The organism is Shinella zoogloeoides (genome assembly GCF_033705735.1).
Lineage (GTDB): Bacteria > Pseudomonadota > Alphaproteobacteria > Rhizobiales > Rhizobiaceae > Shinella > Shinella zoogloeoides_A.
Map to the genome: position 1 here is coordinate 2,593,603 of NZ_CP131130.1, position 23,531 is coordinate 2,617,133.

Here is a 23,531-nt window from a genome sequence, read left to right on the forward strand (position 1 = left end):
ACCGGCTTGAATCATGCGCAAATTACATGTTTAGATAGCTACTATTCCGGTTTTCGATGGAGATGGCATGCTCGACCCGCGCCTGCTCAGGGCTTTCGTGGCGATCGCCGATTCCGGCAGCTTCACGGCCGCCGCCGATCGCCTGCACATGACCCAGTCGACGATGAGCCAGCAGATCGCCCGGCTGGAGGAGGCGATCGGGCGCGAGCTGGTCGATCGCGCCGCGCGGCCGGTGCGGCTGACCGTGACGGGCGAGCGCCTGCTCGGCCACGCCCGGCGCATCCTTTCCCTGCAGAGCGAGGCACTGACGCTGGTGGCAGAGACCTCCGGCACGACCTCCGTGCGGATCGGCATGCCGGACGATATCGCCACGCCCGAAATAGCCCGCGCCTTCGCCGCCTTCACCAAGCGCCACAAGGAGGCCCGGCTCGACGTCACCACCGGCCTTCGCTCGGACCTGGCGCGGCGCTACCGCGCCGGCGAACTCGATATCGTGGTGCTGAAGGAGGACACGCCCAGCGCCGACAGCTGGGCGAGCTTCGAGGAACCCATCGCCTGGTTCACCGCCGGGGACGCGGCGGCGGCCCTGCCCGACCCCGTGCCGCTCGTCACCTTCCCGCCCGGCGGGCTCTACCGCGACGCCATGTTCGAGCGGCTGGAGCGCGAACGCCGGCGCTGGTATGTCGCCTTCACCTCCGCGAGCCTGCGCAACGTGCTGATGGCCATAGAGGCGGGGCTCGGCCTTTCCCTGCTGCCGGTCGATGCCACGAAAGGCTGGCGGGTCCGGCCCTTCGCCGAATTCGGCCCGGAGCCGCCCGTCGTCGCCTCTCTCTATTCCTGGGAGCGCAGCGGCATCGTCGGCGAGCTGGCGAACGAGGTGCTCGACATCCTCAAGCGGCGCTTCTCGAAGGATGCCGATCAGGCCTTGTAGAGATCGGCATAGGTCTCGCGCAGGACGTTTTTCTGGACCTTGCCCATCGTGTTGCGCGGTAGGTCGTCGACGAAGAGCACGCGCTTGGGCTGCTTGTAGCGCGCCAGCCGGTCCTGCAGCCCGCCGAGCACCGCCTTCTCGTCGAGCGTAGAGCCCTTCTGCCGCACCACGACCGCCGTCACGCCCTCGCCGAAATCGGGATGCGGCACGCCGATGACCGCGCTCTCCACGACGCCCGCCATGCCGTCGATCTCGGTCTCGACTTCCTTCGGATAGATGTTGTAGCCACCGGAGATCACGAGGTCCTTGCCGCGACCGACGATGTGCACATAGCCGCGCCCGTCGATCTTGCCGAGGTCGCCGGTGATGAAGAAGCCGTCCGCGCGGAATTCCGCGGCGGTCTTTTCCGGCATCTTCCAGTAGCCCTTGAAGACATTCGGCCCCTTCACCTCGATCATGCCCGTCTCGCCGTCCGGCAGCGGCTTGCCGCTCTCCGGATCGGTGACGCGCAGCGAGATGCCGGGCAGCGGGAAGCCCACCGTGCCGGCGACACGCTCGCCGTCATAGGGGTTGGAGGTGTTCATGTTGGTCTCGGTCATGCCGTAGCGCTCGAGGATCGCATGGCCGGTCCGTTCCGAGAAGCTGCGATGGGTCTCGGCAAGCAGCGGCGCCGAGCCGGAGACGAAGAGCCGCATGCCGGCGGCAGTCTCGCGCGTCAGGCCGGGATGCTGCGCCAGCCGCACGTAGAAGGTCGGCACGCCCATCAGCACCGTCGCGCTTTCCATCAGCCGGAGCACCTCGTCGGCGTCGAATTTCGGCAGGAGATACATCGAGGCTCCGGCAAGGAGCGTCACGTTCGACGCGACGAAGAGGCCATGCGTGTGGAAGATCGGCAGGGCATGGATCAGCCGGTCGGCGGCCGTGAAGCGCCAATGGTCCCGCAGCGTCAGCGCATTCGACAGGAGGTTGTCATGGGTCAGCATCGCGCCCTTGGAGCGGCCCGTCGTGCCGGATGTGTAGAGGATCGCCGCAAGGTCGTCCGGCCCGCGCTCGATATCGGAAAAATCCGCCTCCTCCGCGCCGGCCAGTTGCAGAAGGCTGCCGCCGCCCGTCGCATCCAGCGTCTCGACCGTGCCGCCCGCGATCTCCGCGACGCTGTCTCGGACCTTCGGGTCGACGACCACCAGCGCGGGCGTGGCATCGCCGAGGAAATAGCCGAGTTCCGCCAGCGTATAGGCGGTGTTGAGCGGCAGGTAGATGGCGCCCGCCCGCAGGCAGGCGAGATAGAGCATCAACGCCTCCGGGCTTTTTTCCACCTGCACGGCCACACGGTCGCCGGGCGTCACGCCGCGCCTTGCCAGCGCATGCGCCAACTGGCCGGAAAGCCGGATCATGTCGCCATAGGTCCAGCGGCGCCCCTCGACCGTTTCGATGAACACCGCCTCCGGCGCCGCAGCAGCGCGGATGGCATCGAAAAGATGGTTGGCCATGGCTGTCTCCTCTTCGCTCTTGCCGCACCTTGTCACAGGGCACGGCCGGGACGCCAGAGGAACCTGTCAGCGAAGCAGCCCCTGCCCGCCGTCGATCCACAGCGGCGTTCCGGTGATATGGCGTGCCTTGGAAGATGCGAGGAAGAGAATGGCGTCCGCCACCTCGTCGGCCGTGCCGGGCTTGCCCTGCGTCACCGGTATGTCGCCCTCCGGCCAGAGCACGGGAATGCCGGCCTCGCCTGCGCCCCGCTGGTCGGTGTTCTCGTCGATGCTCGTCTCTATGGCGCCGGGGCAGACGGCGTTGACGCGGATACCGGCCTTGCCGAGCTCCAGCGCGAGCTGCTGCACCATCGCCACCTGCGCCGCCTTGGTGGCCGAATAGGCCGTCGCGCCCGGCGTCGTGAAAGTGCGTGTGCCGTTGATCGAGGAGACGACGACGATGGCCCCCTCGCCCGCCTTCTTGAGATGGGGCACCGCAAGATGCAGCGTCAGGTATGTGCCGCGCAGGTTGACTGCGATGGTGGCGTCCCATTCCTCCGGCGCAAGATCGTCGATCGGCGCCCAGACGCCGTTTATGCCCGCATTGGCGACGACGATGTCGAGCCCGCCGAAGGCGCCGGCAAGCTGCTCGACGGCCGCCCGCATCGGCGCCTCCTCGGTGACGTCGGCGGCAAGCGCCAGCGCCGAACCGCCGAGCGCACGAATCTCCTTCGCCACCTCCGCCACCTCCTCGGCGGTGCGGCTGAGCACGCCGACGCTCGCCCCATGGCGGGCGAAGGCCAGCGCCGTGGCCCTGCCGATGCCGGACCCGGCACCGGTCACGAGGGCAACCTTTCCAGCAAAGAGCATGGGCATCTCCATCCGTCGGGTCCGGCAGGAATGTCCGGCGGGCCGCCCGGTTCCCGATTTTTCGGAACCAACGGGAAGGAGTGGCGTTTGGGCTTGTGACGAAGTCAGTTCGCAGGAGGTCCGACGTGCGCCAGAAAAAGAAGCCGCTAGCCCGAAAGCCCGACGCCGCGCCGGATACCAGCACGAGAAAACGCCGCAATTCCTGGGAGCCGCAGGTTGTCGTGCCGCATCAGGTGGACCTGCCGCTCCCCCGCACGGAGCGGGAGGAGGTGGCCGTGCCCGCCGCCCCGAACGGCCGCAGCCTCGTCAATGGACGGCTCTGAAGAGGAGCGGACGCAGATGCGCGTGAAGGACGTGATGTCCGCCCAGATCGTGACGGTCTCGCCCAACGACACCGCCCAGTCCGCCGCGCGGCTGATGCTGGAGACCGAGGTCGGCGCCCTGCCGGTGGAAGTCCCCGGCGTCGGCGCCATCGTCGGCATCATCACCGACCGTGACATCGTCGCCTCGGTGCTCGGCAAGGGCCTTTCCACCTCCACCACCATCGCCGAATTCATGACCGTCTCGCCGGAAGTGTGCAACGAGGCCGACGACACGGCGACCGTGGCCGCCCGCATGCGCGCGCTCGGCGTGCGCCGCCTCGTCGTGGTGCGCGACGACCGCCGGGTGGTCGGCCTCGTCAGCCTCGTCGACCTTCCGGCCGAGAGGCGAGCGGAGGAAGGCCAATGACCATTTTCGCAACCGATCGTCTCTGGGACGAGGCCGTCGTGCTCGAGGGCGAGCGGCAGGTGCTCCGCGTGCAGAGCACGCGCGATGCCCTGCTTTGCCTGAAGAACCACTGGCCGCTGGAGGATGGTCCCGCCGCATCGACGGCAAAGCGTACCTGCGAGCAGGGGCTGTCAAGCGACGACGATCCGACCCTCGCCCGCCGGGCCTTCATCGAAGCGGCGAGGGAGGCCGGTTTTCGCGTGAATTCGTGGACGACGTAGCAGCCGCGCCATAAAAGCTGCCCCCCACTTCCCGAACATCTCCGACGCTAGGGCGCTGCCGCTGCGCCGCCACGGCGGGTACGGCGGCGGGCGTTCCGCCGGCTTTCCAGAAACCGCAGCAGCCGCTCCTCCTCCGCCCGCAGCCCGGAGGTGGAACGCGGCGGGCGATGCAGCGCCACGCGCAGCGGCTCCGGCGCGTCCGCAAGCGCGATGATGTCCGGATGGATATAGCTCGAACGGGCAATGGCGGGCGTGTTGTGCAGTACCTCGGCCGCCGCCTGCGCCATGCCCTTGATGGTCGGCCTTCCGCCCTCTTCTATGGCCTGCCGGGCCAGAGAGAAGGCGGCAAGGCTGCCCGCCCAGGTGCGGAACGTCTTGGCAGAGACGGCGATGCCGGAAATATCGGCGAGATAAGTGTTGAGTCGGCCGGAATCGACGGGCCGGGCGACGTCGTTCTCGTCCCGCCAGACGAAGAGCTGGCGGCCGGGAAGGTCCGCGCAATCCTCCAGCAGGCGCTGGAGGCGCGGGTTCTTCAGCGTGCGGCGTACGCGCTTGCCGCCCTTTGCGGTGAACCTGAGCTCGATCCGCCCGTCGCTGAGGCAGACATGCCGCTTCAGGAGCGTCGTCGCGCCATAGGTCTTGTTCTCCACCGCATAGGCCCGGTTGCCGACGCGAAGATGCGCTTCGTCGAGCAGCACGGTGATCGCCGCCAGCATGGTCTCGACCGTGCCCGGCGCTCCGTCGAGGTCGCGCCGCACCGTGCGGCGCAGTTTCGGCAGCGCCCGGCCGAAGGCGATCAGCTGGTCGAACTTGTCGCCGCTCTTCAGGGCCTGCCAGTCGGGATGGTACCGGTACTGCTTGCGGCCCCGCGCATCGTAGCCCGTCGCCTGCAGGTGGCCGTTCTCGTCGAGGCATATCCAGACATTCTCATAGGCGGGCGGCAGGCCGAGGGCGGCGATCCGCGCCTTCACCGCCGCATCGCGAAGGAGCGATCCGTCGGGCAGGCGATAGCAGAAGCTGCGGCCGGCACGCTGCCGGCGAATGCCGGGCTCGCTGTCCGAGACATAGACGAGGCCGGTTTCCTTGAGATTGTCCGGCGCCATCTGGATCGCTACGCCGCCGGTTCGAAGGCGGCGATGCTGGCGCCGTAGACCATGGCCGGATTTTCGGCCGGGTGAACAGAGAAGGCGTCATCCGCCGCGCCGGTATCCAGCACCCGCTTCCATGCCGTGATGCCGTTCACCTCCGGCAGCGTCACGCTGCAATCCCCGCCCGCATTGCAGACGAGAAAGAGCTGGTCGGCCCCCTCCCCGTTGGCCGGCTTCGAAAGGAAAAGGCCGAGCGTCCGCAGGTCGCCGTCGTTCCACGCCTCCTCGTCCATGACCGCGCCGTCCGGCCGGTACCAGGCGATCTCGATCGTGCCGTCCCCGGCCGCCTCGCCCGTCAGGAAGCGTTCCTGGCGAAGCGCCGGATGTGCCTTGCGGAAGGCGATCGCGCCCTTGCAGAAATCGAGGAACGGATCGTCGAGGCCGCTCCAGTCGGTCCAGCCGATCTCGTCGTCCTGGCAATAGGCGTTGTTGTTGCCCTGCTGGCTGTTGCCGAGCTCGTCGCCGCCGAGCAGCATCGGCACGCCCTGGCTCAGCATCAGCGTCGCGATCATGTTGCGCCGGCGCCGGTCCCGCGCCGAGCGGATGCCGTCGTCGTCGGTCGGCCCCTCCGCACCCATATTGTCCGAATGGTTGTCGGAATGGCCGTCGCGGTTCTCCTCGCCATTCGCCTCGTTGTGCTTGTCGTTGTAGGAGACGGTGTCCATGAGGGTAAAGCCGTCATGCGCGCTGATGAGGTTCACCGAGGAGGTGGCGCCGCGGTCGGAATGGTTGAACTGCTCGGAGGATCCGGCAAGGCGCGAGGCAAGCCCCGCGACGAGCCCGCCCTCCCCCTTCCAGAACCGCCGCACGTCGTCGCGATACTTGTCGTTCCATTCACGGAACGGATAGGGGAAGCCGCCGACCTGATAGCCGCCGTCGCCGACATCCCACGGCTCGGCAATCAGCTTCACACCGGAGAGAATGGGATCCTGCCGGATCGCGTCGAAGAACGTGCCCTCCCGGTCGAATTCGATGTGCCGGGTGCGGCCGAGGGTGCTCGCAAGGTCGAAGCGGAAGCCGTCGACATGCATGACGCCCACCCAGTAGCGCAGGCTGTCGAGCACCATGCGCAGCACCATGGGATGGGCGATGTTGACCGTGTTGCCCGTGCCCGTCGTATCGTAGGTGTGGCGCGGATCGTCCGGCGACAGGCGGTAATAGCTGAGATTGTCGAGCCCGCGGAAGCTCAGCGTCGGCCCGCGCTCCGAACCTTCGGCGGTGTGGTTGTAGACCACGTCCATGATCACCTCGATGCCGGCGGCATGGAAGCGCTTGACCATGGTCTTGAACTCGGTGATGGCGCGGCCGGAAAGGAAGCGCGGCTGCGGGGCGAAGAAGCCGAGCGTCTGGTAGCCCCAATAGTTGCGCAGGCCCTTTTCCAGGAGATAGCGGTCGTCGGGGAAATACTGGATGGGCAAAAGCTCCACGGCGGAAATGCCGAGATCGACGAGATGCTCGACGATGGGGTCGCTCGCCATGCCCATGAAGGTGCCGCGCAGGTCCTCCGGCACGCCGGGATGGGTCATCGTCATGCCGCGCACATGCGCCTCGTAGATGATCGTCTCCGTCCAGGGCCGGCGGATCGCCTGGTCTCCCGCCCAGTCGAAATCGGGATCCTGCACCACGCCCTTCACCATGAAGGGCGCGCTGTCGCGCGTGTCGAAGGAAAGGTCCTCCTCCGGATCGCCGATGCGATAGCCATAGAGCGCGTCGTCCCATTCGAGGGCGCCGACGACCTGCTTGGCATAGGGATCGAGCAGCAGCTTGTTCGGGTTGAAGCGATGGCCGGCATTCGGCTCATAGGGGCCGTGCGCCCGGTAGCCGTAGACCGTGCCCGGCTTGAGGCCGGCGATATAGCCCGACCAGACATCGCCCTCCCGCTTGGGCAGGGGCAGCCGGGCGACCTCCTCGCTGCTGTCCTCGCTGAAGAGGCAGAGCTCGACCGCTTCGGCATGGGCGGAAAAGACGGCGAAATGCGTGCCCTCGCCGGTGAACTCGGCGCCGAGTTCCGGCTTTATGAAATCGAGTTCCGAAAACGAATAGCTCATACGGGCGGGTCCCCTTGGGTGAACACCAGCCGGAAGGCCTGACGGCCATATCCAACGGGCTCTTGAAAGCGGTGGGGCAACGCGAAATGCGACGCATTGTTCCGGAACAATTGCCCCCGCCTCCCGGTTCGAACCCGGCAACCGAAGGAGAGGAAGCATGACACGACCATCGCCGAGCCAGAAGAGCTGGGGACCGCGCATTCTGCAGGATGGCAGGGTGCGATTCCGCCTCTGGGCGCCCGCCGAAACGGCCGTCACGCTGGTTGCCGGCGACAGGGACATCCCGATGCACGCGGCGGGTGGAGGCTGGCACGAGGCAGAAACGGACCGCGCCGGCCCCGGCACGCCCTATCGCTTCCGCCTTGCCGACGGCACCGAAATCCCCGACCCCGCCTCCCATGCGCAATGGAACGACATCGACGGACCGTCGGTGGTGGTCGACCATCGCCGCTATGCCTGGCGCAATGCCAGCTGGAAGGGCCGGCCGTGGGAGGAGGCCGTGCTCTACGAATTGCACATCGGCACCTTCACGCCGGAAGGTACCTTCCGCGCCGCCATAGAGCGCCTGCCGCACCTTGCCCATCTCGGCATCACCGCCATCGAGATCATGCCCGTCGCCCACTTCGCGGGCCGGCGCGGCTGGGGCTATGACGGCGTGCTGCACTATGCGCCGCACAATGCCTATGGCACGTCGGACGACCTGAAGGCGCTGATCGACGCCGCCCACGGCCATGGCATCATGGTGCTGCTCGACGTCGTCTACAATCACTTCGGCCCGATCGGGAACAACCTGCCGCGCATCGCCCCCGCCTTCTTCCATCCCGAGCGGCATACGCCCTGGGGCGCGGCGCTCGCCTTCGAGGAGGAGGCGGTGCGTCGCTATTTCATCGACAACGCACTGCACTGGATCCTCGACTATCGGCTGGACGGCCTGCGCTTCGATGCAACGGAAGAGATCGAGGACGAGAGCGGCCGGCATGTGCTGATCGAGCTCGCCGAAACGCTGCGCCGGGCGGCGGCGGACCGCCATGTCCACCTCGTCGTCGAGGACCAGACGAGCCGGCAGGGCCTTCTCAACCGGGACGGCGGCGCCGCTCATCTCTACACCGCGGGCTGGAACGACGAGTTCCACCACGCGCTGCATGTCATCGCGACCGGAGAGAAACAGGGCCACTACGCGCCCTTTGCCGAAACCCCGGACGACATCCTGAGGGAAGCGACCGCCCGCGGCTTCGTCCACCGGGACCGCTCGAAGGACCGCATCGGCCCCGCGCCGCAGGACCCGCTGCCGCCGGTGGTCAACGTGAATTTCCTGCAGAACCACGACCAGATCGGCAACCGCGCCTTCGGCGAACGGCTTGCCGTGCTCGCCGATCCCGCGCTCCTCAACGCGATGACGGCCCTGCTTCTCCTCGCGCCGGCCGTGCCCATGCTCTTCATGGGCGAGGAATATGGCGAGCGGCGCCCCTTCTGCTTCTTTGCCGATTTCGAAGGCGATCTCGCTCATACGACGAGGCAAGGCCGCAAGGACGAGGCCGATAAGTTCGGCGGCCTGCCGCAGGGCAGGCAGACGGGCGACCTGCCCGACCCGACCGCCGAGGAGACCTTCCTGACGTCCAAGCTCGACTGGCCACGCGCCGCTTCGCCCGACGGCCGCCGTCAGTATGGCCTCGTGCGCGACCTGATCCGGCTGCGGCAGGCCCATGTCGTGCCGCTGCTCTTACGCCCCGGCCCGGTCGAGCCGCATGTGCTTGCCAGCGAGGATGGCGGGCTTGCCATCGACTGGCGCTTTCCCGCCGCAACGCTCGGCATCCGCGCGAACCTCACCCATGCGGAAAGGCCCTGGCCGGACGTGGCGGGCGAGGCCATCTTCGAGCTCTCGCAGGGCGGAACGGCAGGTCCCGCCATCGTCGTCGCCATCGACCGGAAAAGGGCATGAGGGAACCAAGCGGCCGCTCGGCGGTTCTTCCGCAAACCGTTCAGCGAGAGGTCGAAATGCATATCGGCGAGATCATGACCCGCAACGTCCATCTGGTCCGGCCGGAGGAGACGCTGCACTATGCCGCGAGCCTGATGGCGGAATGGGACGTCGCCTTCCTGCCGGTGGCCGATGCCAGCGGCCTCGTCGGCACCCTGACGGACCGCGACATCATCCTGCGCGCCGTGGCCCCGGGGCTGGATGCGGAAACGACGCGGGTCTCCGACATCATGACGACGAACATCACCTATTGCTACGACGACGAGGAGGCGGAAGGCGTCCTTGCCAACATGCAGTCGCTGCATCTGCGCCGCCTTGCCGTGCTGGACCGGCAAAGCCGGCTGACAGGCGTGGTGTCGCGAACGGATTTCGCCCGCCACGGCCTTTGAGCCCTTGGAACAAATCGAGAGGATATGCGTTCTGGAGCGGCTTCCACCCCCATCTTCAGGGCCTCATGACCTCTCCCCGCTCGACCTACCGCCTCCAGTTCCGCAACGGCATGGACTTCGGCAAAGCATGCCGGCTGGTTCCTTATCTGAAGCGGCTCGGCATAAGCCATCTCTATGCCTCTCCCCTGATGACCGCCGTCAGCGGCTCCACGCATGGCTACGACGTTACCCGCACCAATGAGGTCGATCCGGCACTGGGCGGCCGCGAAGGCCTTGTCCGCCTCGCTGCGGAATTGCATGCAGAGGGCATGGGCCTCCTCCTCGACATCGTGCCGAACCACATGGCGGCGAGCCTTGAAAATCCCTGGTGGTACAGCATCGTCCTCTGGGGGGCGGAAAGCCCCTTTTCCGGCCATTTCGACATCGACTGGTCGCAGAAGCTGACGCTTCCCTTTCTGGGAAAGAGCTTCGAGGAGGAACTGGCCGCGGGCTCTCTTCGCCTGGCGCTCGATCCGCAGCGGGACGCCCTGGCGCTCTGCTATCATGACACCTGCTACCCCTTGCATCCCGGCACCTACCGGCTGGTGCTCGACGCCGGGGACGGTTTCACGGTGAAAGCAAGCCCGAAGGAAGACCCGGATGGCAGGGCCATTCTCTCGCAGGCGCTCGCCGCTTCGGGCGCCCGCGCCGCGCTGGAACGGCGCCTCGCCGAACTCTCCGCCGATCTGGCCGCGATCACCGCGCTTCACGCCGCCCAGCCATGGCGGCTCACCGACTGGAAGACGGCTAGCCGCCATCTCAGCTATCGCCGCTTCTTCGAGATCGCCGGCCTTGTCGGCCTTCGCGTCGAAGACCCGAAGGTCTTTGACGACAGCCACCGGCTGGTGCTCGATCTCGTGCGCGACGGGATCGTGGACGGCCTGCGCATCGATCATGTCGACGGGCTTGCCGATCCCAAAGCCTATCTCGAACGCCTGCGCGCCGCCGTCGGCCCCGACGTCCATATCGTCGTCGAGAAAATCCTCGAAAAGGAGGAGCCCTTTCGCACCGACTGGCGGGTCGAGGGCGCGACGGGCTACGAATTCATCGCCTCCCTCGCCGACGCCTTCGCCGACGAGAAGGAGGGCGGCCGGCTTGCAGCCGCTTTCCGCCCCCTGAAATCCGAAGAGCACCGGGGAAGCTACGAGGAGGCGCGGCGCGCCAGCAAGCGGCAGATGCTTTCGGACAATTTCGAGGGCGAAGTCCACCGTATCACCCGGCTGGCGAAGTCCATGGCGGACGAGACAAATGCCGATCTTTCCCGGCCCGCGCTGGCCGAGGCGATCTGCGGCATGATCGTGGCCCTTCCCGTCTACCGCACCTACACGACCGCCACCGCCGGCGCGGACGAGCACGACCGCCAGCTTCTCGCAGCCGCGCGCCAGCAGGCGCAGGCCGACGTCCGCCCCGAAGTGCGCGAGGCGATCGACTTCATCTGGGAATTGCTTGTCGACGACAGGACATGCGGCACGCTCACCGGCTGCCCGGAATTCCGCGTGCGGTTCCAGCAGCTCAGCGGCCCCATCATGGCGAAGGCGCTGGAGGATACGCTCTTCTACCGCGAGAACGCCTTCATCGCCCTCAACGAGGTCGGCGGCGATCCGGGCCGGCCGACGGGCGGGCCCGCTGCCTTCCACGCTGCCATGGAGACGCGCGAAAAGACCCTGCCGCCCGGCCTTTCAGCCACCGCGACGCATGACACGAAGCGCGGCGAGGACGCCCGCGCGCGCCTCTACACCCTCGGCGAAGCCCCGGACCTGTGGATCGCGGCAACGCTGCGCTGGACGGCGCTCAACGCACATCTTCGCCGCCAGCATGCCGAACGCATTGCGCCGGAGCCGGACGTGGAATGGCTCATCTACCAATCCCTTGCCGGCGCATGGCCGCTGGAGGGGCATGGGGACGCACCGGCCATGGCGGCGCTGAAGACGCGCATGCGGCCCTATGTCGAAAAGGCCCTGCGCGAGGCCAAGCTCGGCTCCAACTGGAACCTGCCGGATATCGACTACGAAGAAAAAGTCGCCGGTTTCGTGGACGGCCTCTTCGGGCACAACGTCTTTCTCGAAGACTTCGCCGCCACGCTTTCGCCCTTCATCGATGCGGGGCTGGTCAATTCGCTGGCGCAGACGCTGGTCAAGCTGACGGCGCCCGGCATTCCCGACATCTATCAGGGTAGCGAGCGCGGCGATTTCTCGCTGGTCGATCCCGACAACCGGCGGCCGCTGGAGATGGAAAGCCTCGACATTCCGCAAAAGCCGACGGCCTCACGGCTGCATTTCGCGGACTACAAGCAATGGCTGGTGGCGACAGTGCTCGACGCCCGTAACCGGCACCCCGCCCCCTTCGACGGCCCTTACCTGCCGCTGGCACTTTCGGACGGAAGCCGGCAGGCCCTCGCATTCCTGCGCGGCACGCCGCAGGCCTTCGCCATCACCGTCGTCCCGCGGCTGGTGTTCGGCAAGGTCGCGCCGGATGGCTTGCAATTGCTGGAGGGCACGCTGGACGATATCCGCCTCGCCCTTCCGGCCGGCTTCGAGGCGCGAAAACTGCGCTCGATCCTCGACGGCCGCACCCTCACACCGGGCGCGACGCTTACCGTGGCGGACGCCCTCGGGGAGGAGCCGGTCGCCTTGCTTCTCAGCGTCTAGAAACGATCAGGGCTTGGCGAAGAGCTTGACGAGGTCGACGCTGTCCGTCGCCTTGGCGCCGAGCTGGAGATGGCTCTCGATGTGGCGCAGGTGCTGCGTCATCATCCACGCCGCCTTTTCGGCGTCGCGGGTATGGAACGCGCCGACGATCGCCGCATGGTCGTCGTCGCGGCAATTGCTGACGCCGGGCGCGCCGAAAATGCCGATGATCAGCGAGGTGCGCGTCACCAGTTCCTTCATGGTGCGCAGGAGCACGGCATTGCCGGCGACCTGCGCCATCAGCGTGTGGAACTGGCCGGACAGGCGGATCGCATCGTGCCGACGCCGCTCCTTGTGGGCGAGATGCTCCATTTCCAGATGAAGGTTCAGCGTCGCGATATCCTCCTCCGTCGCACGCTGGACGGCGAGGCGCGCGATGTTCGGCTCGAGCGCCAGACGAGCCTCGAAGACCTCGCGGGCCTGCTCGGCCGTGGGGGAGGCGACGAAGGCGCCGCGATTGGCATGCAGCTCGACGACCTCGCGGCTTGCAAGCAGCAGCAGGCTGCGGCGGATGCGCATCCGTCCGACGCCGAAGGCATCGCAAAGTGCGGATTCGGAAAGCTTGGTGCCCGGCGGCAACCGCTGCTCGATAACGGCCTCGAAAATGCGCTCGACGATATCGCTCTCGTCGATCTCGTCCGATTCCGCCACCGGGTTCCGCGTGCTTACATCCATGGCCGCATTGACCTTTACATGCGTTCTCTGCCTCGTAAGCCCCTAGATAGGGCCGTTTTGGTTGACCAACAAGCGTCAATTTCGTCGACGCCATATCTCGCCCTTGTTCACACCACTTGACAAGATCGTTAACAATACGCTCAATGCTCAAGCCAAGGCCGATATGGCCGCCTCTCGCGGCCCGCGTGCCTATACCGATAAAGATCAATGGCCCAGAGGAAGAACATCATGCACAAGCGCACATTCCTGAAGTTTTCCGCCCTCGCCGCAGCGACCGTCCTGTCGCTGCCGCTGATGGCCCATGCCGAGAACGCGACGCTGAAGGTCGGCTTTGTCGGCGTCACTTCCGGCCCGGCCGCGGCCTGGGGCATCTCCAACCAGCGCTCGATGGAGGCACGGGCGACCTGGCTGAACGAACTCGGCGGCGTCAAGATCGGCGACAAGACCTACAATATCGAGATCGTCCCCTTCGACGACCAGAAGGATCCCAAGCGCGCCATCGCCGGCATGGAAAAGATGGCACAGGATGGCGTCCACTACGTCGTCGGCCCGAATGTCGACGACGGCGCGGCGGCGGTTCGCCCGGCCGCCGAGCAGAACGGTATCATGTATTTCCCCTATTCCTTCCCGAAGGCGCTCTTCTCGCCGCCGGCCTCCAACGCCATCCTCAGCATGGTGGCGAACTACCAGTCCGGCCCGGCCATCTATAAGTACCTGATGGAAAACAAGGGCGTGAAGAAGGTGGCCTTCGTCGCGGCCAACGAATCCGATCCGCTCAGCCAGCGTGAATCCGGCGTCGCCGCCGCTCAGGCCCTCGGCCTCGACGTGGTCTCCAGCAACGTGACCTACCAGGTGGATACGACGGACTTCACGCCCGTCCTCTTGCCGGTCATCCAGTCCGCACCGGATCTCCTCGTACTCTCCGGCGTGTCGCCGGCCAACGCCCCGCAGCTCATCCGCTCGGCGCGCGAGCTCGGCTATACCGGCCTCATCTCGACCGAGACGGCGCAGGACGCGGCCGTCCTCAAGGAAGGCGCCGGCGAACTTGCCGAAGGCTTCATCTCCGTCGGCGGCGCCTCCACGCCGGAGCTTGCCAGCGACACGATGAAGGAATTCGTCGACCGCTACACCAAGATGTTCGGCGAATACAACGACGAGTCCAACACCAAGGTCTATGCGCTCGAATACATCATCGAGACGATCAAGGCGAACCCGGCGGCCATCGACAATGTCGACGAGTTCAAGAAGACGATCGACACCTTCGAAGCGCCCAACCCCTTCATGAAGGGCGACGCGAAGCTGAAATATGTGGGCATGACCTCCTTCGGCCAGAAGCGCCAGATCTCCGTCCCGCTCGTCGTCAACGAGTACAAGGACGGCAAGTTCGAGACGCTGTTCGTCGGCCAGGTCGACTGACCGGCGCCTGAGGCGCCTGGAGGCAAATCCAGGAAAAGTGCTTCGCACCCGTCCGAACGGCGCGCAGCGCTTCAGAAACGGGACCCGGACCGCACCTGTCGTCCGGCCGGGTCTCTCTCTGCCTGACCTTTCCATTGGAGGCTCACGATGGAACAGATAATCGCCAACGGTCTCTACCTTGGTGCGCAATATGCGTTGATAGCCCTCGGGCTGACGCTGATCTTCTCGCTGATGAACGTGCTGAACTTCGCCCACGGGCAGATGTACGTCTTCGGCGGCTTCGTCACCTATACGGTGGTCGTCCAGTTCGGCCTGCCCTTCGTCGTCGGCCTTGTCGCCTCGGCCGTGATCCTCGCGGTCATGGGCGCGCTCATCGAGAAATTCCTCTTCGCGCCGGTCGTGCGCCGCTCCAAGCGCGATGAATCGACCATGCTGCTCGCCGCCGGCGTCGCCTTCTTCCTCGATGCCGTCATCCTGCTGCTCTTCGGCGAGAAGCAGCGCGGCGTGCCGAAGATCGTGAGCGGCGTGTTCAACTGGGACATGCGCATCATCATGCCCTATGACCGCATCCTGATCGGCGTCCTCGCGATCCTCCTCATCGTCGTCTTCATCGGCTTCATGAACTATTCCCGTGCCGGCCGCGCCATGCGGGCGCTGGCGCAGGACCGCATGGCAGCCCAGTTGATGGGCGTCGACGTCTCGCGTTACTCGATGCTGGGCTTTGCGCTCGGCGCGATGCTTGCCGGTCTCGTCGGCGGCCTTCTCGTCACCATCACCGGCGTCAATCTCGGCATGGGCGGCCCGACCTCGATCAAGGCCTTCCTGATGATCATGATCGGCGGCGCGGGCGTGATTTCCGGCGCGATCGCCGGCGGCTTCATCCTCGGCATGATGGAAAGCGTCGGCCTTACCGTGCTCTCGGCCTATGGCGACATCACCTATCTCGTGATCTTCGCCTCGCTGATGGTGTTCCTGGCATTCCGCCCGCAGGGGCTGATGGGCAAGCCGTGGGGTTGAGACAATGAATATCAAGAAAATCCTCGGCTTCGCCGTCTTCCTGATCGCCGTTCTCGTGCTCGTGCCGCTGTTCATCCGCGCCACCGGCCGCTGGGACTTCTTCTACACGCTGACCTCGGTCGCGCTGCTGTCCGTCGGTGCCGCCGGCGTGTGGCTCACCTTCTATATCGGCCGCATCAATATCGGCCAGGGCGCCTATGCGCTGGTCGGCGGCTATGTCTCGGCCATCCTCGTGACGCAGGGGAATGTCTCCTTCTGGCTGACGCTGCCGCTCGCCGGCCTGTTCTGCGCCGTCATCTCCGTCGTCATCGGCCTGCCGATCCTGCGTCTTCGCGGCGTCTACTTCGCCATGGTGACACTGGTGCTCACCGAGGTCGCGCGCCTTTCCGCGCTCGCCCTGCCGGTCACCAACGGCGCCAAGGGCATCACCTCGATCCCGCTGCCGGGGGAACTCTCCCTCTTCGGCCTGACGATCATCCCGGCCTTCGGCACGCTCTCCAATCCGCGCTTCGGCTTCTATGTCATGGCCGTGGTGCTGATGATCGTGACCTATCTCGTGCTCTGGCGCATCGTGAACTCGCGCCTCGGGCATCTGTGCCGCAGCCTGCAGCAGAACGAGGAGCTTTCGGCCTCGATCGGCGTCAACACCGCCTATCTCAGGATCCTCGCCTATGCGATCTCGTCCTTCTTCGGCGGCATAGCCGGGGCCATGTTCGCGGCGATCTCGCAGTCGATCTATCCGTCCTCCTTCGTCGTCGCGGACAGCGTGAACTTCATGCTCTACTGCTTCCTCGGCGGCCTCGGATACGTCTTCGGCCCGATGCTCGGCACGCTCCTGCTTTATTTCGGCTGGGACCTGCTGTCGATCGCCAGGGAATACCAGCTCCTCATCTACTCCGGCGTCATGATCCTGCTCATGCTGGTCCTGCCGAACGGGGTCCTGAGCCTGCTCGACAAGAAGGAGGGCCGCGCATGAGCCCGATCCTGCAAATCAACAACATCACCAAGCGCTATGGCGGCCTGACGGCGGTGAACGACGTGTCGTTCGACGTCAAGGAAGGCGAAATCCTCTCGGTGATCGGTCCGAACGGCGCGGGCAAGTCCACGCTCTTCAAGCTGATCTCCTCCTTCGTGCCGGCGACGAGCGGCGAAGTGCTCTTCAGGGGAAGCCGCATTTCCAGCCTCGCCCCGCACAAGGTGGCGCGTCTCGGGGTCGTGCGCACCTTCCAGGAAACGACGATCTTCCGCTCCATGACGGTGCGCGAGAACATCATCGTCTCGCATCACCTGCGCTCGAAGGCGAACCTTCTCGGCTTCTTCCTCGGCTCTAGGCAGGCGCGCGAGGACGAGGCGGCCTTCGCGGCATCGGCCGACGACATCGTCGATTTCCTCGGCCTGCAGGCGATCCGCAACGAGCTCGCCTCCAACCTGCCGCAGGGCCATCTTCGCGCGCTCGGCATGGCCATCGGCCTTGCCACCGATCCGAAGGTCATCCTGCTCGACGAGCCCTTCGCCGGCATGAACCACGACGAGACGATGAAGATGGTGGCCCTCGTGCGCCGGCTTCGCGACGAGCGTGGCGTCACCGTGCTCCTCGTCGAGCACGACATGCCCGCGGTGATGAAGATCAGCGACCGCATCGTGTGCATCAACTTCGGCCAGAAGATCGCCGAGGGCACGCCCCAGGAAATCCGCCAGGACGAGAAGGTCATCGAAGCCTATCTCGGCTCCGAAGATGCCGCGATCGGGATGTAAGCCATGACGAACATATTGAGCGTTGAAAATGTCGAACTCTACTACGACCACATCTATGCGCTGAAAGGCGTTTCCATCGATGTGGGCGAAGGCGAGACCGTGGCGCTGATCGGCGCGAACGGCGCCGGCAAGTCCTCGATCCTGCGGGCGATCACGGGCCTCAGGCCGATCAAGTCCGGCCGGATCACCTACCAGGGCGAAAAGCTCGACGGCACGCCCGCCGCCGAGATCGTCCGCCGGGGCATCTCCATGGTGCCGGAGGGCCGCCGCGCCTTCCCGTTGATGTCGGTGAAGGACAATCTCCTGATGGGGGCCTTCACCCGCACCGACAAGGCGGAGATCGAGCGGACGCTGGAAAACGTGCTGACGCGCTTTCCTCGCCTTAAGGAACGCTATCACCAGCAGGCGAGCACCATGTCCGGCGGCGAGCAGCAGATGATGGTGATCGCCCGCGCCCTGATGGCCCGCCCCAAGCTCCTGCTTCTCGACGAGCCTTCCCTCGGCATCGCGCCGAAGATCGTGCAGGACATCGCCCGCGCCATCGTGGCCATCAGCCGCGACGAGAAGGTCTCCATCCTCCTCGTCGAGCAGAACAGCCGCATGGCCCTTTCCATCTCCAACCGCGCTTATGCGCTCTCCACCGGCTCGATCGCGCTTTCCGGCAATTCCAGGGAACTGATGAACGACGACCGCATCAAGGCTGCCTACCTCGGAGGCGAACTCTGACATGAAAATCCTCGTCATCAACCCCAACACGACCGCATCGATGACGGATCACATCGGGAAGGCGGCGCGCGGCGCCGCCTCTCCCGGCACCGAAATCACCGCCGTCAACCCGACGCACGGCCCCGTTTCCATCGAGGGCTATTTCGACGAGGCGATGAGCCTTGCGGGCCTGCTCGACACGATTCGCCGCAACCCGGATTGCGACGCCGTCGTCATCGCCTGCTTCGACGATACCGGCCTCGACGCGGCGCGCTGCCTCACCGACCGGCCGGTGATCGGCATCGGCGAGGCCGCCTATCACTTCGCCTCGATGATCTCCAACAAGTTCTCCGTGGTGACGACGCTTGCCCGCTCCGTGCCGGCGCTGGAGCACAATCTTGCCCGCTACGGGCTCGATGCCCGCTGCGCCAAGGTGCGCTCCTCGGAAGTCGCCGTGCTGGAACTGGAGCAGCCAGGCTCCAACGCCCGCCAGAAGATCAGCGCCGAAATCGGCACCGCCATCGCCGAGGACCGCGCCGAGGCCATCGTGCTCGGCTGCGCCGGCATGGCCAGCCTTGCCGCCGATCTCGCGCAGGAACACGGCCTGCCGGTGCTCGACGGCGTCACCTGCGCGGTCAAGCTCGCCGAAGCCATGGCCGGCCTCAACATGCGCACCTCGCGCCTCGGCGGCTACGCCCCGCCGCCGCCGGCGAAACTGAAAAGCATCTTTCCCGGGGAATAGCGCGAAAGTACGCATTCCCGGGACGAGATCGCATACATTGCTCCCCGAACAGGCGCGCGGCCATTCGAAATGCCCGCCGCCGTCGGCCGATTGCCTGTGCCGGATGCGCACGGGTGGACAGACTCGCTGTTTGCATGCAATTTGCAGGCTCATTTCGGGACGGGAGAAAGCCGCATGACACAGAAGGTGGGCGAAACGGGCCGCGGCCGGTCGCAAGCCGTACATCGCGCCTTGAAGCGCGCGATTCTGGACCAGGCCCTGTCGCCCGGCGCCAAGCTGCCGGAAGATTCCATCGGCGAGCGCCTCGGCGTCAGCCGTACACTGGTGCGTGAGGCACTGGTGCGGCTGAGCGAGGAGGGCCTTGTCGATCTCCGTCCCAACAAGGGCGCGACGGTGGCCCGGCCGACGCTGGAAGAGGGGCGCAACCTGTTCCTCACCCGCATGGCGCTGGAGCGCCTTGTCGTGGAAACCCTGTCGGGCAAGCTGACCAAAGAGCAGATCGACACGCTTTCGGCGCATATCGCCGCCGAGGATGCCGCGCGGATGGAGCACGCCCAGTCGATCCGCCTTGCCGGCGAGTTCCACACCCTGCTCGCGCAGATGACGAACAATGCCAGCCTCATCCGCTACGTGAACGAGACGGTCGCCCGCAGCTCGCTGATCCTCGCGCTCTACGGCCGGCCGCATTCGTCCGAATGCGCGGTGTCGGAGCATCAGGACCTTCTCGACCACCTGATCGCCGGCAAGACCGACGCGGCGGCCAAGCTGATGGCGCATCACCTCGATTCGATCACCACCCGCGCCCTTCTGCCGAAGGAGGACGACCGCAACATCAAGGACGTCCTTTCCGCCTATGCCGTGGCGGAAGGCCTAGTCTAGGATAGCCAGGCCTTACGCGAAACACGTCAGGCCTGCTCGCCGAACAGCTTCCACCGCGTCGGCCTGAAGCGGAGCGTCGAGCCGTTCGCCGCCTGCGCATCGAGCGGGATTTCGATCTCGACATGATGCGCCGCACCGGCCCTGCCGATGTCGATATCGGCGATGCGGGTGCCGGCAAGGCGCCGGGACGTCGCGACGCGCCCTTCGAGCGCCGGCGCCTGCGGATCGGCGACCAGCACCACATCCTGCGGCCGGAAGAACAACGTGCCGGCGGCAGTGTCCCCGGCAGCGGATGTGATGCCGATCGGCGTCTCCTGGAAAAGGATGCCGCCCTCCGCCACGGTCACGGGAAGGCTCGCGCTGTCGCCGATGAAGGAGAAGACGAAGGGCGAGTTCGGGCGGTCGTAGACATCGTCGGACGAGCCGACCTGCTCGATCTTGCCCTGGCTCATGACGACGACGCGGTCGGCGAGCTCCAGCGCCTCTTCCTGGTCATGCGTGACGAAGACGGTGGTGTGGCCGGTGCGGTCGTGGAATTCGCGCAGCCAGCGGCGCAGCTCCTTGCGGACCTTGGCGTCGAGCGCGCCGAAAGGCTCGTCGAGCAGCAGCACCTTCGGCTCGATCGCCATGGCGCGGGCGAGCGCCACGCGCTGGCGCTGGCCGCCGGAAAGCTGGTTCGGGTAGCGCTTCTCGAGGCCGGAAAGCTGCACCATCTCCAGCAGTTCGCCGACCCGGCGGCGGATCTCGGCCTTCGGCGGGCGTTCGCCGCGCGGGCGCACGGTGAGGCCGAAGGCGATGTTGTCGGCGACCGTCATATGGCGAAACAGCGCATAATGCTGGAAGACGAAGCCGACATGGCGCTCCTGCACGGTCTTGTGCGAGGCATCCTCCGCGCCGAAATGGATGCTGCCGAGCGTCGGCTGCTCCAGGCCGGCGATGAGGCGCAGCAGCGTCGTCTTGCCGGAGCCCGACGGGCCGAGGAGCGCGATCAGCTCGCCGGAGCGGATGTCGAGCGAGACATCGTTGAGCGCCGGGTAGCGGTCGAATTCCTTGCGGATGTTCTTTACACTGACGTCCATTGAGGGCGTGCCTTTCATTCAATGCTTGCGACCGGCGGCGATTTCCGCGCCGTAGTGAAGTTCGAGAACCGTCTTGACGACCAGCGTGACGAGCGCGAGGGCGGCGAGCAGCGAGGCCACCGCGAAGGCGGCGACGAAATTGTACTCGTTGTAGAGGATCTCGACATGCAGCGGCATGGTGTTGGTGAGGCCGCGGATATGACCCGAAACCACCGAGACCGCCCCGAACTCGCCCATGGCGCGCGCATTGCAGAGCAGCACGCCGTAGAGCAGGCCCCATTTGATATTGGGCAGCGTCACGTACCAGAAGGTCTGCCAGCCGGACGCCCCGAGCGACAGCGCCGCCTCCTCGTCGCCCGTGCCCTGCTCCTGCATGAGCGGGATCAGCTCGCGCGCGACGAAGGGAAAGGTCACGAAGACGGTGGCGAGCACGATGCCCGGCACGGCGAAGAGCACCTCGATGCCATGGCTCTTCAGCCACGGCCCGAGAACGCTGCCCGAGCCGAAGAGCAGCACATAGACGAGGCCGGAAATGACCGGCGAGACCGAGAAGGGCAGGTCGATCAGGGTCGTCAGGAACGCCTTGCCCTTGAACTCGAACTTGGCGATGGCCCAGGCGGCCGCCACGCCGAAGACGAGATTGAGCGGCACCGCGATGCCGGCGACCAGCAGCGTGAGACGGATGGCGGCGAGCGTATCGGGATCGCCGAAGGCGGCGAAGAACGCACCCGCCCCCTTGCGGAAGGCTTCGATGAACACCGCGGCCAGCGGCAGGAGCAGGAAGAGCGCCAGGAACAGGAAAGCGAGCGCCATCAGCGTATAGCGGGCGGCGGGCGCCTCCGTCGTCGGCGAGCGGAAGGGACGGGATTCACGCGCCATGACCGTACCTCCTGCGGCTCCACGCCTGGATGAGGTTGATGACGAGCAGCATGGCGAAGGACAGCGCCAGCATGATCGTGGCGATCGCCGTCGCCGCGCCGTAGTTGAACTCTTCGAGCCGGATGACGATGAGCAGCGGCGCGATTTCCGAGACATAGGGAATGTTGCCGGCGATGAAGATCACCGAGCCGTATTCGCCGACGCCGCGCGCGAAGGCGAGCGCGAAGCCCGTCAGGATCGCCGGCGCGAGCCCCGGCAGCAGCACGCGGAAGACCGTCTGGAAACGGTTGGCGCCAAGCGTCGCCGCCGCCTCCTCGACCTCGCCGTCGATCTCCTCCATGACGGGCTGCACCGTGCGCACCACGAAGGGCAGGCCGATGAAGACGAGGGCGATGACGATGCCGGTCGGGTTGAAGGCCGCCTTGATGCCGAAGACGTTCAGCACCTGCCCGACCCAGCCGTTCGGCGCATAAAGCGCGGCAAGGGCGATGCCCGCGACGGCCGTCGGCAGGGCGAAGGGCAGGTCGACCACCGCATCGACGATGCGCCGGCCGGGAAAATCGTAACGCACGATCACCCAGGCGACCATGACGCCGAAGACGACATTGATCAGCGCGGCGAGGAAGGCCGTGCCGAAGGACACCTTGAGCGCGTTCAACGTGCGCTCGTCGGCAAGGATGGCGAGGAATTCCGGGCCCGACAGCGAGGCGGAACGCCAAACGAGGCCGGCGAGCGGGATCAGGATGATGAGCGTGAGGTAGGCGAGCGAAAAGCCAAGCGTCAGTCCGAAGCCCGGAATGACGCTTGGCTGTCTCAGTCGCCACCGCACAGAAGCGGCAGCAGAAGTCGACACGTTACTCAGTTCCCCGGCTTGTAGATCTGGTCGAAGACCCCGCCGTCACCGAAATGCTCGGGCTGTGCCTTTGCCCAGCCGCCGAAGATCGGGTCGTCGATCGTCACCAGCTTAATGTCGGGAAGCTGTTGCAGCAACTCGGGTTTCACCAACTCCCGCTTGGAAGGGCGATAGAAGTGCTTGGCCGCGATGTTCTGGCCCTCTTCCGAGTAGAGATATTCGAGATAGGCTTCGGCCTGCTTGCGCGTGCCCTTGGCATCGACATTGCCGTCGACCACGGCGACCGGCGGCTCGGCGAGGATCGAGATCGGCGGGGCGACGATGTCGAAGGAATCCGCGCCGAATTCGGCACCCGCCAGATAGGCCTCGTTCTCCCAGGCGAGCAGCACGTCGCCGATCTGGCGCTGGGCGAAGGTGGTCAGCGCGCCGCGCGCACCCGTGTCGAGCACCGGCGCCCGCTTGTAGAGCTCGGCGATATAGGCCTTGATCTTGTCCTGGTCGCCGCCGAATTCCTGGTTCGCCCAGGCCCAGGCCGCAAGGTAGTTCCAGCGTGCGCCGCCGGAGGTCTTCGGGTTCGGGGTGACGATCTGCACGTCGCCCTTCACGAGATCGCCCCAGTTATGGATGTTCTTCGGATTGCCCTTGCGCACGAGGAAGACGATGGTCGACGTATAGGGCGCCGAATTGTTCGGCAGGCGCGAGCGCCAGTCCTTGGCGATCTTGCCGGTCTTCTCGACGATGGCGTCGATATCGCTTTCGAGCGCCAGCGTCACCACGTCGGCCTCCAGCCCGTCAATCACCGCGCGGGCCTGCTTGCCGGAGCCGCCATGCGACTGCTGGATCGTGACGTCCTCGCCGGTCTCGGCCTTCCAGTGCGCCGCGAAGGCGGCGTTGAAATCCTTGTAGAGCTCCCGCGTCGGATCGTAGGAAACGTTCAGCAGCGTGGTCTCGGCCATCGTCGCCGAAACGCCGCCGAGCACGAG

General features: G+C 66.1%; 23 protein-coding genes. 14 read left to right on the forward strand and 9 right to left on the reverse strand.

Annotated elements, in window-relative coordinates:
- The first annotated feature begins 67 nt into the window (after window positions 1-67).
- Complete coding sequence (locus ShzoTeo12_RS12920; RefSeq protein ID WP_318909973.1) at window positions 68-931, forward strand: LysR family transcriptional regulator; 864 nt, start codon at window positions 68-70, stop codon at window positions 929-931.
- Here ShzoTeo12_RS12920 and ShzoTeo12_RS12925 read toward each other — a convergent pair.
- Window positions 919-2,421, reverse strand: coding sequence for a malonyl-CoA synthase (locus ShzoTeo12_RS12925; RefSeq protein WP_318909974.1), 1,503 nt, complete (start codon window positions 2,419-2,421; stop codon window positions 919-921). The genes ShzoTeo12_RS12920 and ShzoTeo12_RS12925 overlap by 13 nt on opposite strands.
- A 66-nt stretch (window positions 2,422-2,487) precedes the next feature.
- Entirely contained in the window at window positions 2,488-3,270 is a 783-nt protein-coding gene (locus ShzoTeo12_RS12930) for an SDR family NAD(P)-dependent oxidoreductase (protein ID WP_318909975.1), read from the reverse strand.
- Window positions 3,271-3,395: 125 nt separating this feature from the next.
- On the opposite strand from ShzoTeo12_RS12930, the gene ShzoTeo12_RS12935 reads away from it, so the two are divergent.
- Genes ShzoTeo12_RS12935 through ShzoTeo12_RS12945 form a run of 3 tightly spaced genes read left to right on the forward strand, consistent with a single transcriptional unit; the run spans window position 3,396 to window position 4,259 of the window.
- The gene (locus ShzoTeo12_RS12935) at window positions 3,396-3,593 is read left to right on the forward strand and encodes a hypothetical protein (protein ID WP_318909976.1); all 198 of its coding nucleotides are present in this window, start codon (window positions 3,396-3,398) and stop codon (window positions 3,591-3,593) included.
- On the forward strand, window positions 3,580-3,999 hold the full coding sequence (locus ShzoTeo12_RS12940; protein ID WP_318909977.1) for a cyclic nucleotide-binding/CBS domain-containing protein: 420 nt from the start codon (window positions 3,580-3,582) through the stop codon (window positions 3,997-3,999). Before ShzoTeo12_RS12935 ends, ShzoTeo12_RS12940 begins: the two co-directional genes overlap by 14 nt.
- Window positions 3,996-4,259 carry a DUF982 domain-containing protein gene (locus tag ShzoTeo12_RS12945; protein ID WP_413251101.1) on the forward strand — a complete coding sequence of 88 codons (264 nt, stop codon included), beginning with the start codon at window positions 3,996-3,998 and terminating at the stop codon, window positions 4,257-4,259. The genes ShzoTeo12_RS12940 and ShzoTeo12_RS12945 overlap by 4 nt, the downstream gene beginning before the upstream one ends.
- A 47-nt stretch (window positions 4,260-4,306) precedes the next feature.
- Here ShzoTeo12_RS12945 and ShzoTeo12_RS12950 read toward each other — a convergent pair whose 3' ends face one another.
- Complete coding sequence (locus tag ShzoTeo12_RS12950; RefSeq protein WP_318909978.1) at window positions 4,307-5,362, reverse strand: DNA topoisomerase IB; 1,056 nt, start codon at window positions 5,360-5,362, stop codon at window positions 4,307-4,309.
- A gap of 8 nt (window positions 5,363-5,370) precedes the next feature.
- A complete protein-coding gene (gene glgX, locus ShzoTeo12_RS12955; RefSeq protein ID WP_318909979.1) occupies window positions 5,371-7,455 on the reverse strand; it encodes a glycogen debranching protein GlgX in 2,085 nt (694 codons plus the stop codon).
- 157 nt (window positions 7,456-7,612) lie between these two features.
- On the opposite strand from glgX, the gene treZ reads away from it, so the two are divergent.
- The 3 genes from treZ to treY all read left to right on the forward strand — a co-directional run bounded on the left by treZ (window position 7,613) and on the right by treY (window position 12,509).
- The gene (gene treZ, locus ShzoTeo12_RS12960) at window positions 7,613-9,394 is read left to right on the forward strand and encodes a malto-oligosyltrehalose trehalohydrolase (protein WP_318909980.1); all 1,782 of its coding nucleotides are present in this window, start codon (window positions 7,613-7,615) and stop codon (window positions 9,392-9,394) included.
- Entirely contained in the window at window positions 9,391-9,822 is a 432-nt protein-coding gene (locus tag ShzoTeo12_RS12965; protein ID WP_119256517.1) for a CBS domain-containing protein, read from the forward strand. The genes treZ and ShzoTeo12_RS12965 overlap by 4 nt, the downstream gene beginning before the upstream one ends.
- 65 nt (window positions 9,823-9,887) lie before the next feature.
- On the forward strand, window positions 9,888-12,509 hold the full coding sequence (gene treY / locus ShzoTeo12_RS12970) for a malto-oligosyltrehalose synthase (protein WP_318909981.1): 2,622 nt from the start codon (window positions 9,888-9,890) through the stop codon (window positions 12,507-12,509).
- A 6-nt stretch (window positions 12,510-12,515) separates the two neighbouring features.
- On the opposite strand, the gene ShzoTeo12_RS12975 is transcribed toward treY, so the two are convergent.
- The gene (locus tag ShzoTeo12_RS12975; protein WP_318909982.1) at window positions 12,516-13,223 is read right to left on the reverse strand and encodes a GntR family transcriptional regulator; all 708 of its coding nucleotides are present in this window, start codon (window positions 13,221-13,223) and stop codon (window positions 12,516-12,518) included.
- Window positions 13,224-13,451: 228 nt separating this feature from the next.
- Between ShzoTeo12_RS12975 and ShzoTeo12_RS12980 the strand changes: the two genes are divergently transcribed.
- From ShzoTeo12_RS12980 to ShzoTeo12_RS13010, 7 genes are all read left to right on the forward strand, one after another.
- A complete protein-coding gene (locus ShzoTeo12_RS12980) occupies window positions 13,452-14,639 on the forward strand; it encodes an ABC transporter substrate-binding protein (protein ID WP_245424814.1) in 1,188 nt (395 codons plus the stop codon).
- Between the two features lie 147 nt (window positions 14,640-14,786).
- Window positions 14,787-15,656, forward strand: coding sequence for a branched-chain amino acid ABC transporter permease (locus ShzoTeo12_RS12985; RefSeq protein WP_119256514.1), 870 nt, complete (start codon window positions 14,787-14,789; stop codon window positions 15,654-15,656).
- A gap of 4 nt (window positions 15,657-15,660) precedes the next feature.
- Window positions 15,661-16,632, forward strand: coding sequence for a branched-chain amino acid ABC transporter permease (locus tag ShzoTeo12_RS12990; RefSeq protein WP_318909983.1), 972 nt, complete (start codon window positions 15,661-15,663; stop codon window positions 16,630-16,632).
- Window positions 16,629-17,411: an ABC transporter ATP-binding protein gene (locus ShzoTeo12_RS12995; RefSeq protein ID WP_318909984.1), complete on the forward strand. Its 783-nt coding sequence runs from the start codon at window positions 16,629-16,631 to the stop codon at window positions 17,409-17,411. Before ShzoTeo12_RS12990 ends, ShzoTeo12_RS12995 begins: the two co-directional genes overlap by 4 nt.
- Before the next feature lie 3 nt (window positions 17,412-17,414).
- The gene (locus ShzoTeo12_RS13000; protein WP_119256511.1) at window positions 17,415-18,137 is read left to right on the forward strand and encodes an ABC transporter ATP-binding protein; all 723 of its coding nucleotides are present in this window, start codon (window positions 17,415-17,417) and stop codon (window positions 18,135-18,137) included.
- 1 nt (window position 18,138) lies between these two features.
- A complete protein-coding gene (locus tag ShzoTeo12_RS13005; protein ID WP_119256510.1) occupies window positions 18,139-18,858 on the forward strand; it encodes an aspartate/glutamate racemase family protein in 720 nt (239 codons plus the stop codon).
- 174 nt (window positions 18,859-19,032) lie between these two features.
- On the forward strand, window positions 19,033-19,737 hold the full coding sequence (locus ShzoTeo12_RS13010) for a GntR family transcriptional regulator (protein ID WP_119256509.1): 705 nt from the start codon (window positions 19,033-19,035) through the stop codon (window positions 19,735-19,737).
- A gap of 26 nt (window positions 19,738-19,763) precedes the next feature.
- On the opposite strand, the gene ShzoTeo12_RS13015 is transcribed toward ShzoTeo12_RS13010, so the two are convergent.
- From ShzoTeo12_RS13015 to ShzoTeo12_RS13030, 4 genes are read right to left on the reverse strand one after another with little or no spacing between them, the layout of a single operon-like run.
- The gene (locus tag ShzoTeo12_RS13015; protein ID WP_318909985.1) at window positions 19,764-20,816 is read right to left on the reverse strand and encodes a sulfate/molybdate ABC transporter ATP-binding protein; all 1,053 of its coding nucleotides are present in this window, start codon (window positions 20,814-20,816) and stop codon (window positions 19,764-19,766) included.
- Between the two features lie 18 nt (window positions 20,817-20,834).
- Window positions 20,835-21,695, reverse strand: coding sequence for a sulfate ABC transporter permease subunit CysW (cysW, locus tag ShzoTeo12_RS13020; RefSeq protein ID WP_119256507.1), 861 nt, complete (start codon window positions 21,693-21,695; stop codon window positions 20,835-20,837).
- Entirely contained in the window at window positions 21,685-22,548 is an 864-nt protein-coding gene (gene cysT, locus ShzoTeo12_RS13025; RefSeq protein WP_318909986.1) for a sulfate ABC transporter permease subunit CysT, read from the reverse strand. Before cysT ends, cysW begins: the two co-directional genes overlap by 11 nt.
- Before the next feature lie 5 nt (window positions 22,549-22,553).
- Entirely contained in the window at window positions 22,554-23,504 is a 951-nt protein-coding gene (locus tag ShzoTeo12_RS13030; protein WP_413251151.1) for a sulfate ABC transporter substrate-binding protein, read from the reverse strand.
- Window positions 23,505-23,531: the final 27 nt, after the last annotated feature.

Coding starts and splice junctions, on each gene's coding strand:
- ShzoTeo12_RS12920 (WP_318909973.1), top strand. CDS start 68: ATGCTCGACCCGCGCCTGCTCAGGGCTTTCGTGGCGATCGCCGATTCC.
- ShzoTeo12_RS12925 (WP_318909974.1), bottom strand. CDS start 2,421: ATGGCCAACCATCTTTTCGATGCCATCCGCGCTGCTGCGGCGCCGGAG.
- ShzoTeo12_RS12930 (WP_318909975.1), bottom strand. CDS start 3,270: ATGCTCTTTGCTGGAAAGGTTGCCCTCGTGACCGGTGCCGGGTCCGGC.
- ShzoTeo12_RS12940 (WP_318909977.1), top strand. CDS start 3,580: ATGGACGGCTCTGAAGAGGAGCGGACGCAGATGCGCGTGAAGGACGTG.
- ShzoTeo12_RS12945 (WP_413251101.1), top strand. CDS start 3,996: ATGACCATTTTCGCAACCGATCGTCTCTGGGACGAGGCCGTCGTGCTC.
- ShzoTeo12_RS12950 (WP_318909978.1), bottom strand. CDS start 5,362: ATGGCGCCGGACAATCTCAAGGAAACCGGCCTCGTCTATGTCTCGGAC.
- glgX (WP_318909979.1), bottom strand. CDS start 7,455: ATGAGCTATTCGTTTTCGGAACTCGATTTCATAAAGCCGGAACTCGGC.
- treZ (WP_318909980.1), top strand. CDS start 7,613: ATGACACGACCATCGCCGAGCCAGAAGAGCTGGGGACCGCGCATTCTG.
- ShzoTeo12_RS12965 (WP_119256517.1), top strand. CDS start 9,391: ATGAGGGAACCAAGCGGCCGCTCGGCGGTTCTTCCGCAAACCGTTCAG.
- treY (WP_318909981.1), top strand. CDS start 9,888: ATGACCTCTCCCCGCTCGACCTACCGCCTCCAGTTCCGCAACGGCATG.
- ShzoTeo12_RS12975 (WP_318909982.1), bottom strand. CDS start 13,223: ATGGATGTAAGCACGCGGAACCCGGTGGCGGAATCGGACGAGATCGAC.
- ShzoTeo12_RS12980 (WP_245424814.1), top strand. CDS start 13,452: ATGCACAAGCGCACATTCCTGAAGTTTTCCGCCCTCGCCGCAGCGACC.
- ShzoTeo12_RS12985 (WP_119256514.1), top strand. CDS start 14,787: ATGGAACAGATAATCGCCAACGGTCTCTACCTTGGTGCGCAATATGCG.
- ShzoTeo12_RS12990 (WP_318909983.1), top strand. CDS start 15,661: ATGAATATCAAGAAAATCCTCGGCTTCGCCGTCTTCCTGATCGCCGTT.
- ShzoTeo12_RS12995 (WP_318909984.1), top strand. CDS start 16,629: ATGAGCCCGATCCTGCAAATCAACAACATCACCAAGCGCTATGGCGGC.
- ShzoTeo12_RS13000 (WP_119256511.1), top strand. CDS start 17,415: ATGACGAACATATTGAGCGTTGAAAATGTCGAACTCTACTACGACCAC.
- ShzoTeo12_RS13005 (WP_119256510.1), top strand. CDS start 18,139: ATGAAAATCCTCGTCATCAACCCCAACACGACCGCATCGATGACGGAT.
- ShzoTeo12_RS13010 (WP_119256509.1), top strand. CDS start 19,033: ATGACACAGAAGGTGGGCGAAACGGGCCGCGGCCGGTCGCAAGCCGTA.
- ShzoTeo12_RS13015 (WP_318909985.1), bottom strand. CDS start 20,816: ATGGACGTCAGTGTAAAGAACATCCGCAAGGAATTCGACCGCTACCCG.
- cysW (WP_119256507.1), bottom strand. CDS start 21,695: ATGGCGCGTGAATCCCGTCCCTTCCGCTCGCCGACGACGGAGGCGCCC.
- ShzoTeo12_RS13030 (WP_413251151.1), bottom strand. CDS start 23,504: ATGGCCGAGACCACGCTGCTGAACGTTTCCTACGATCCGACGCGGGAG.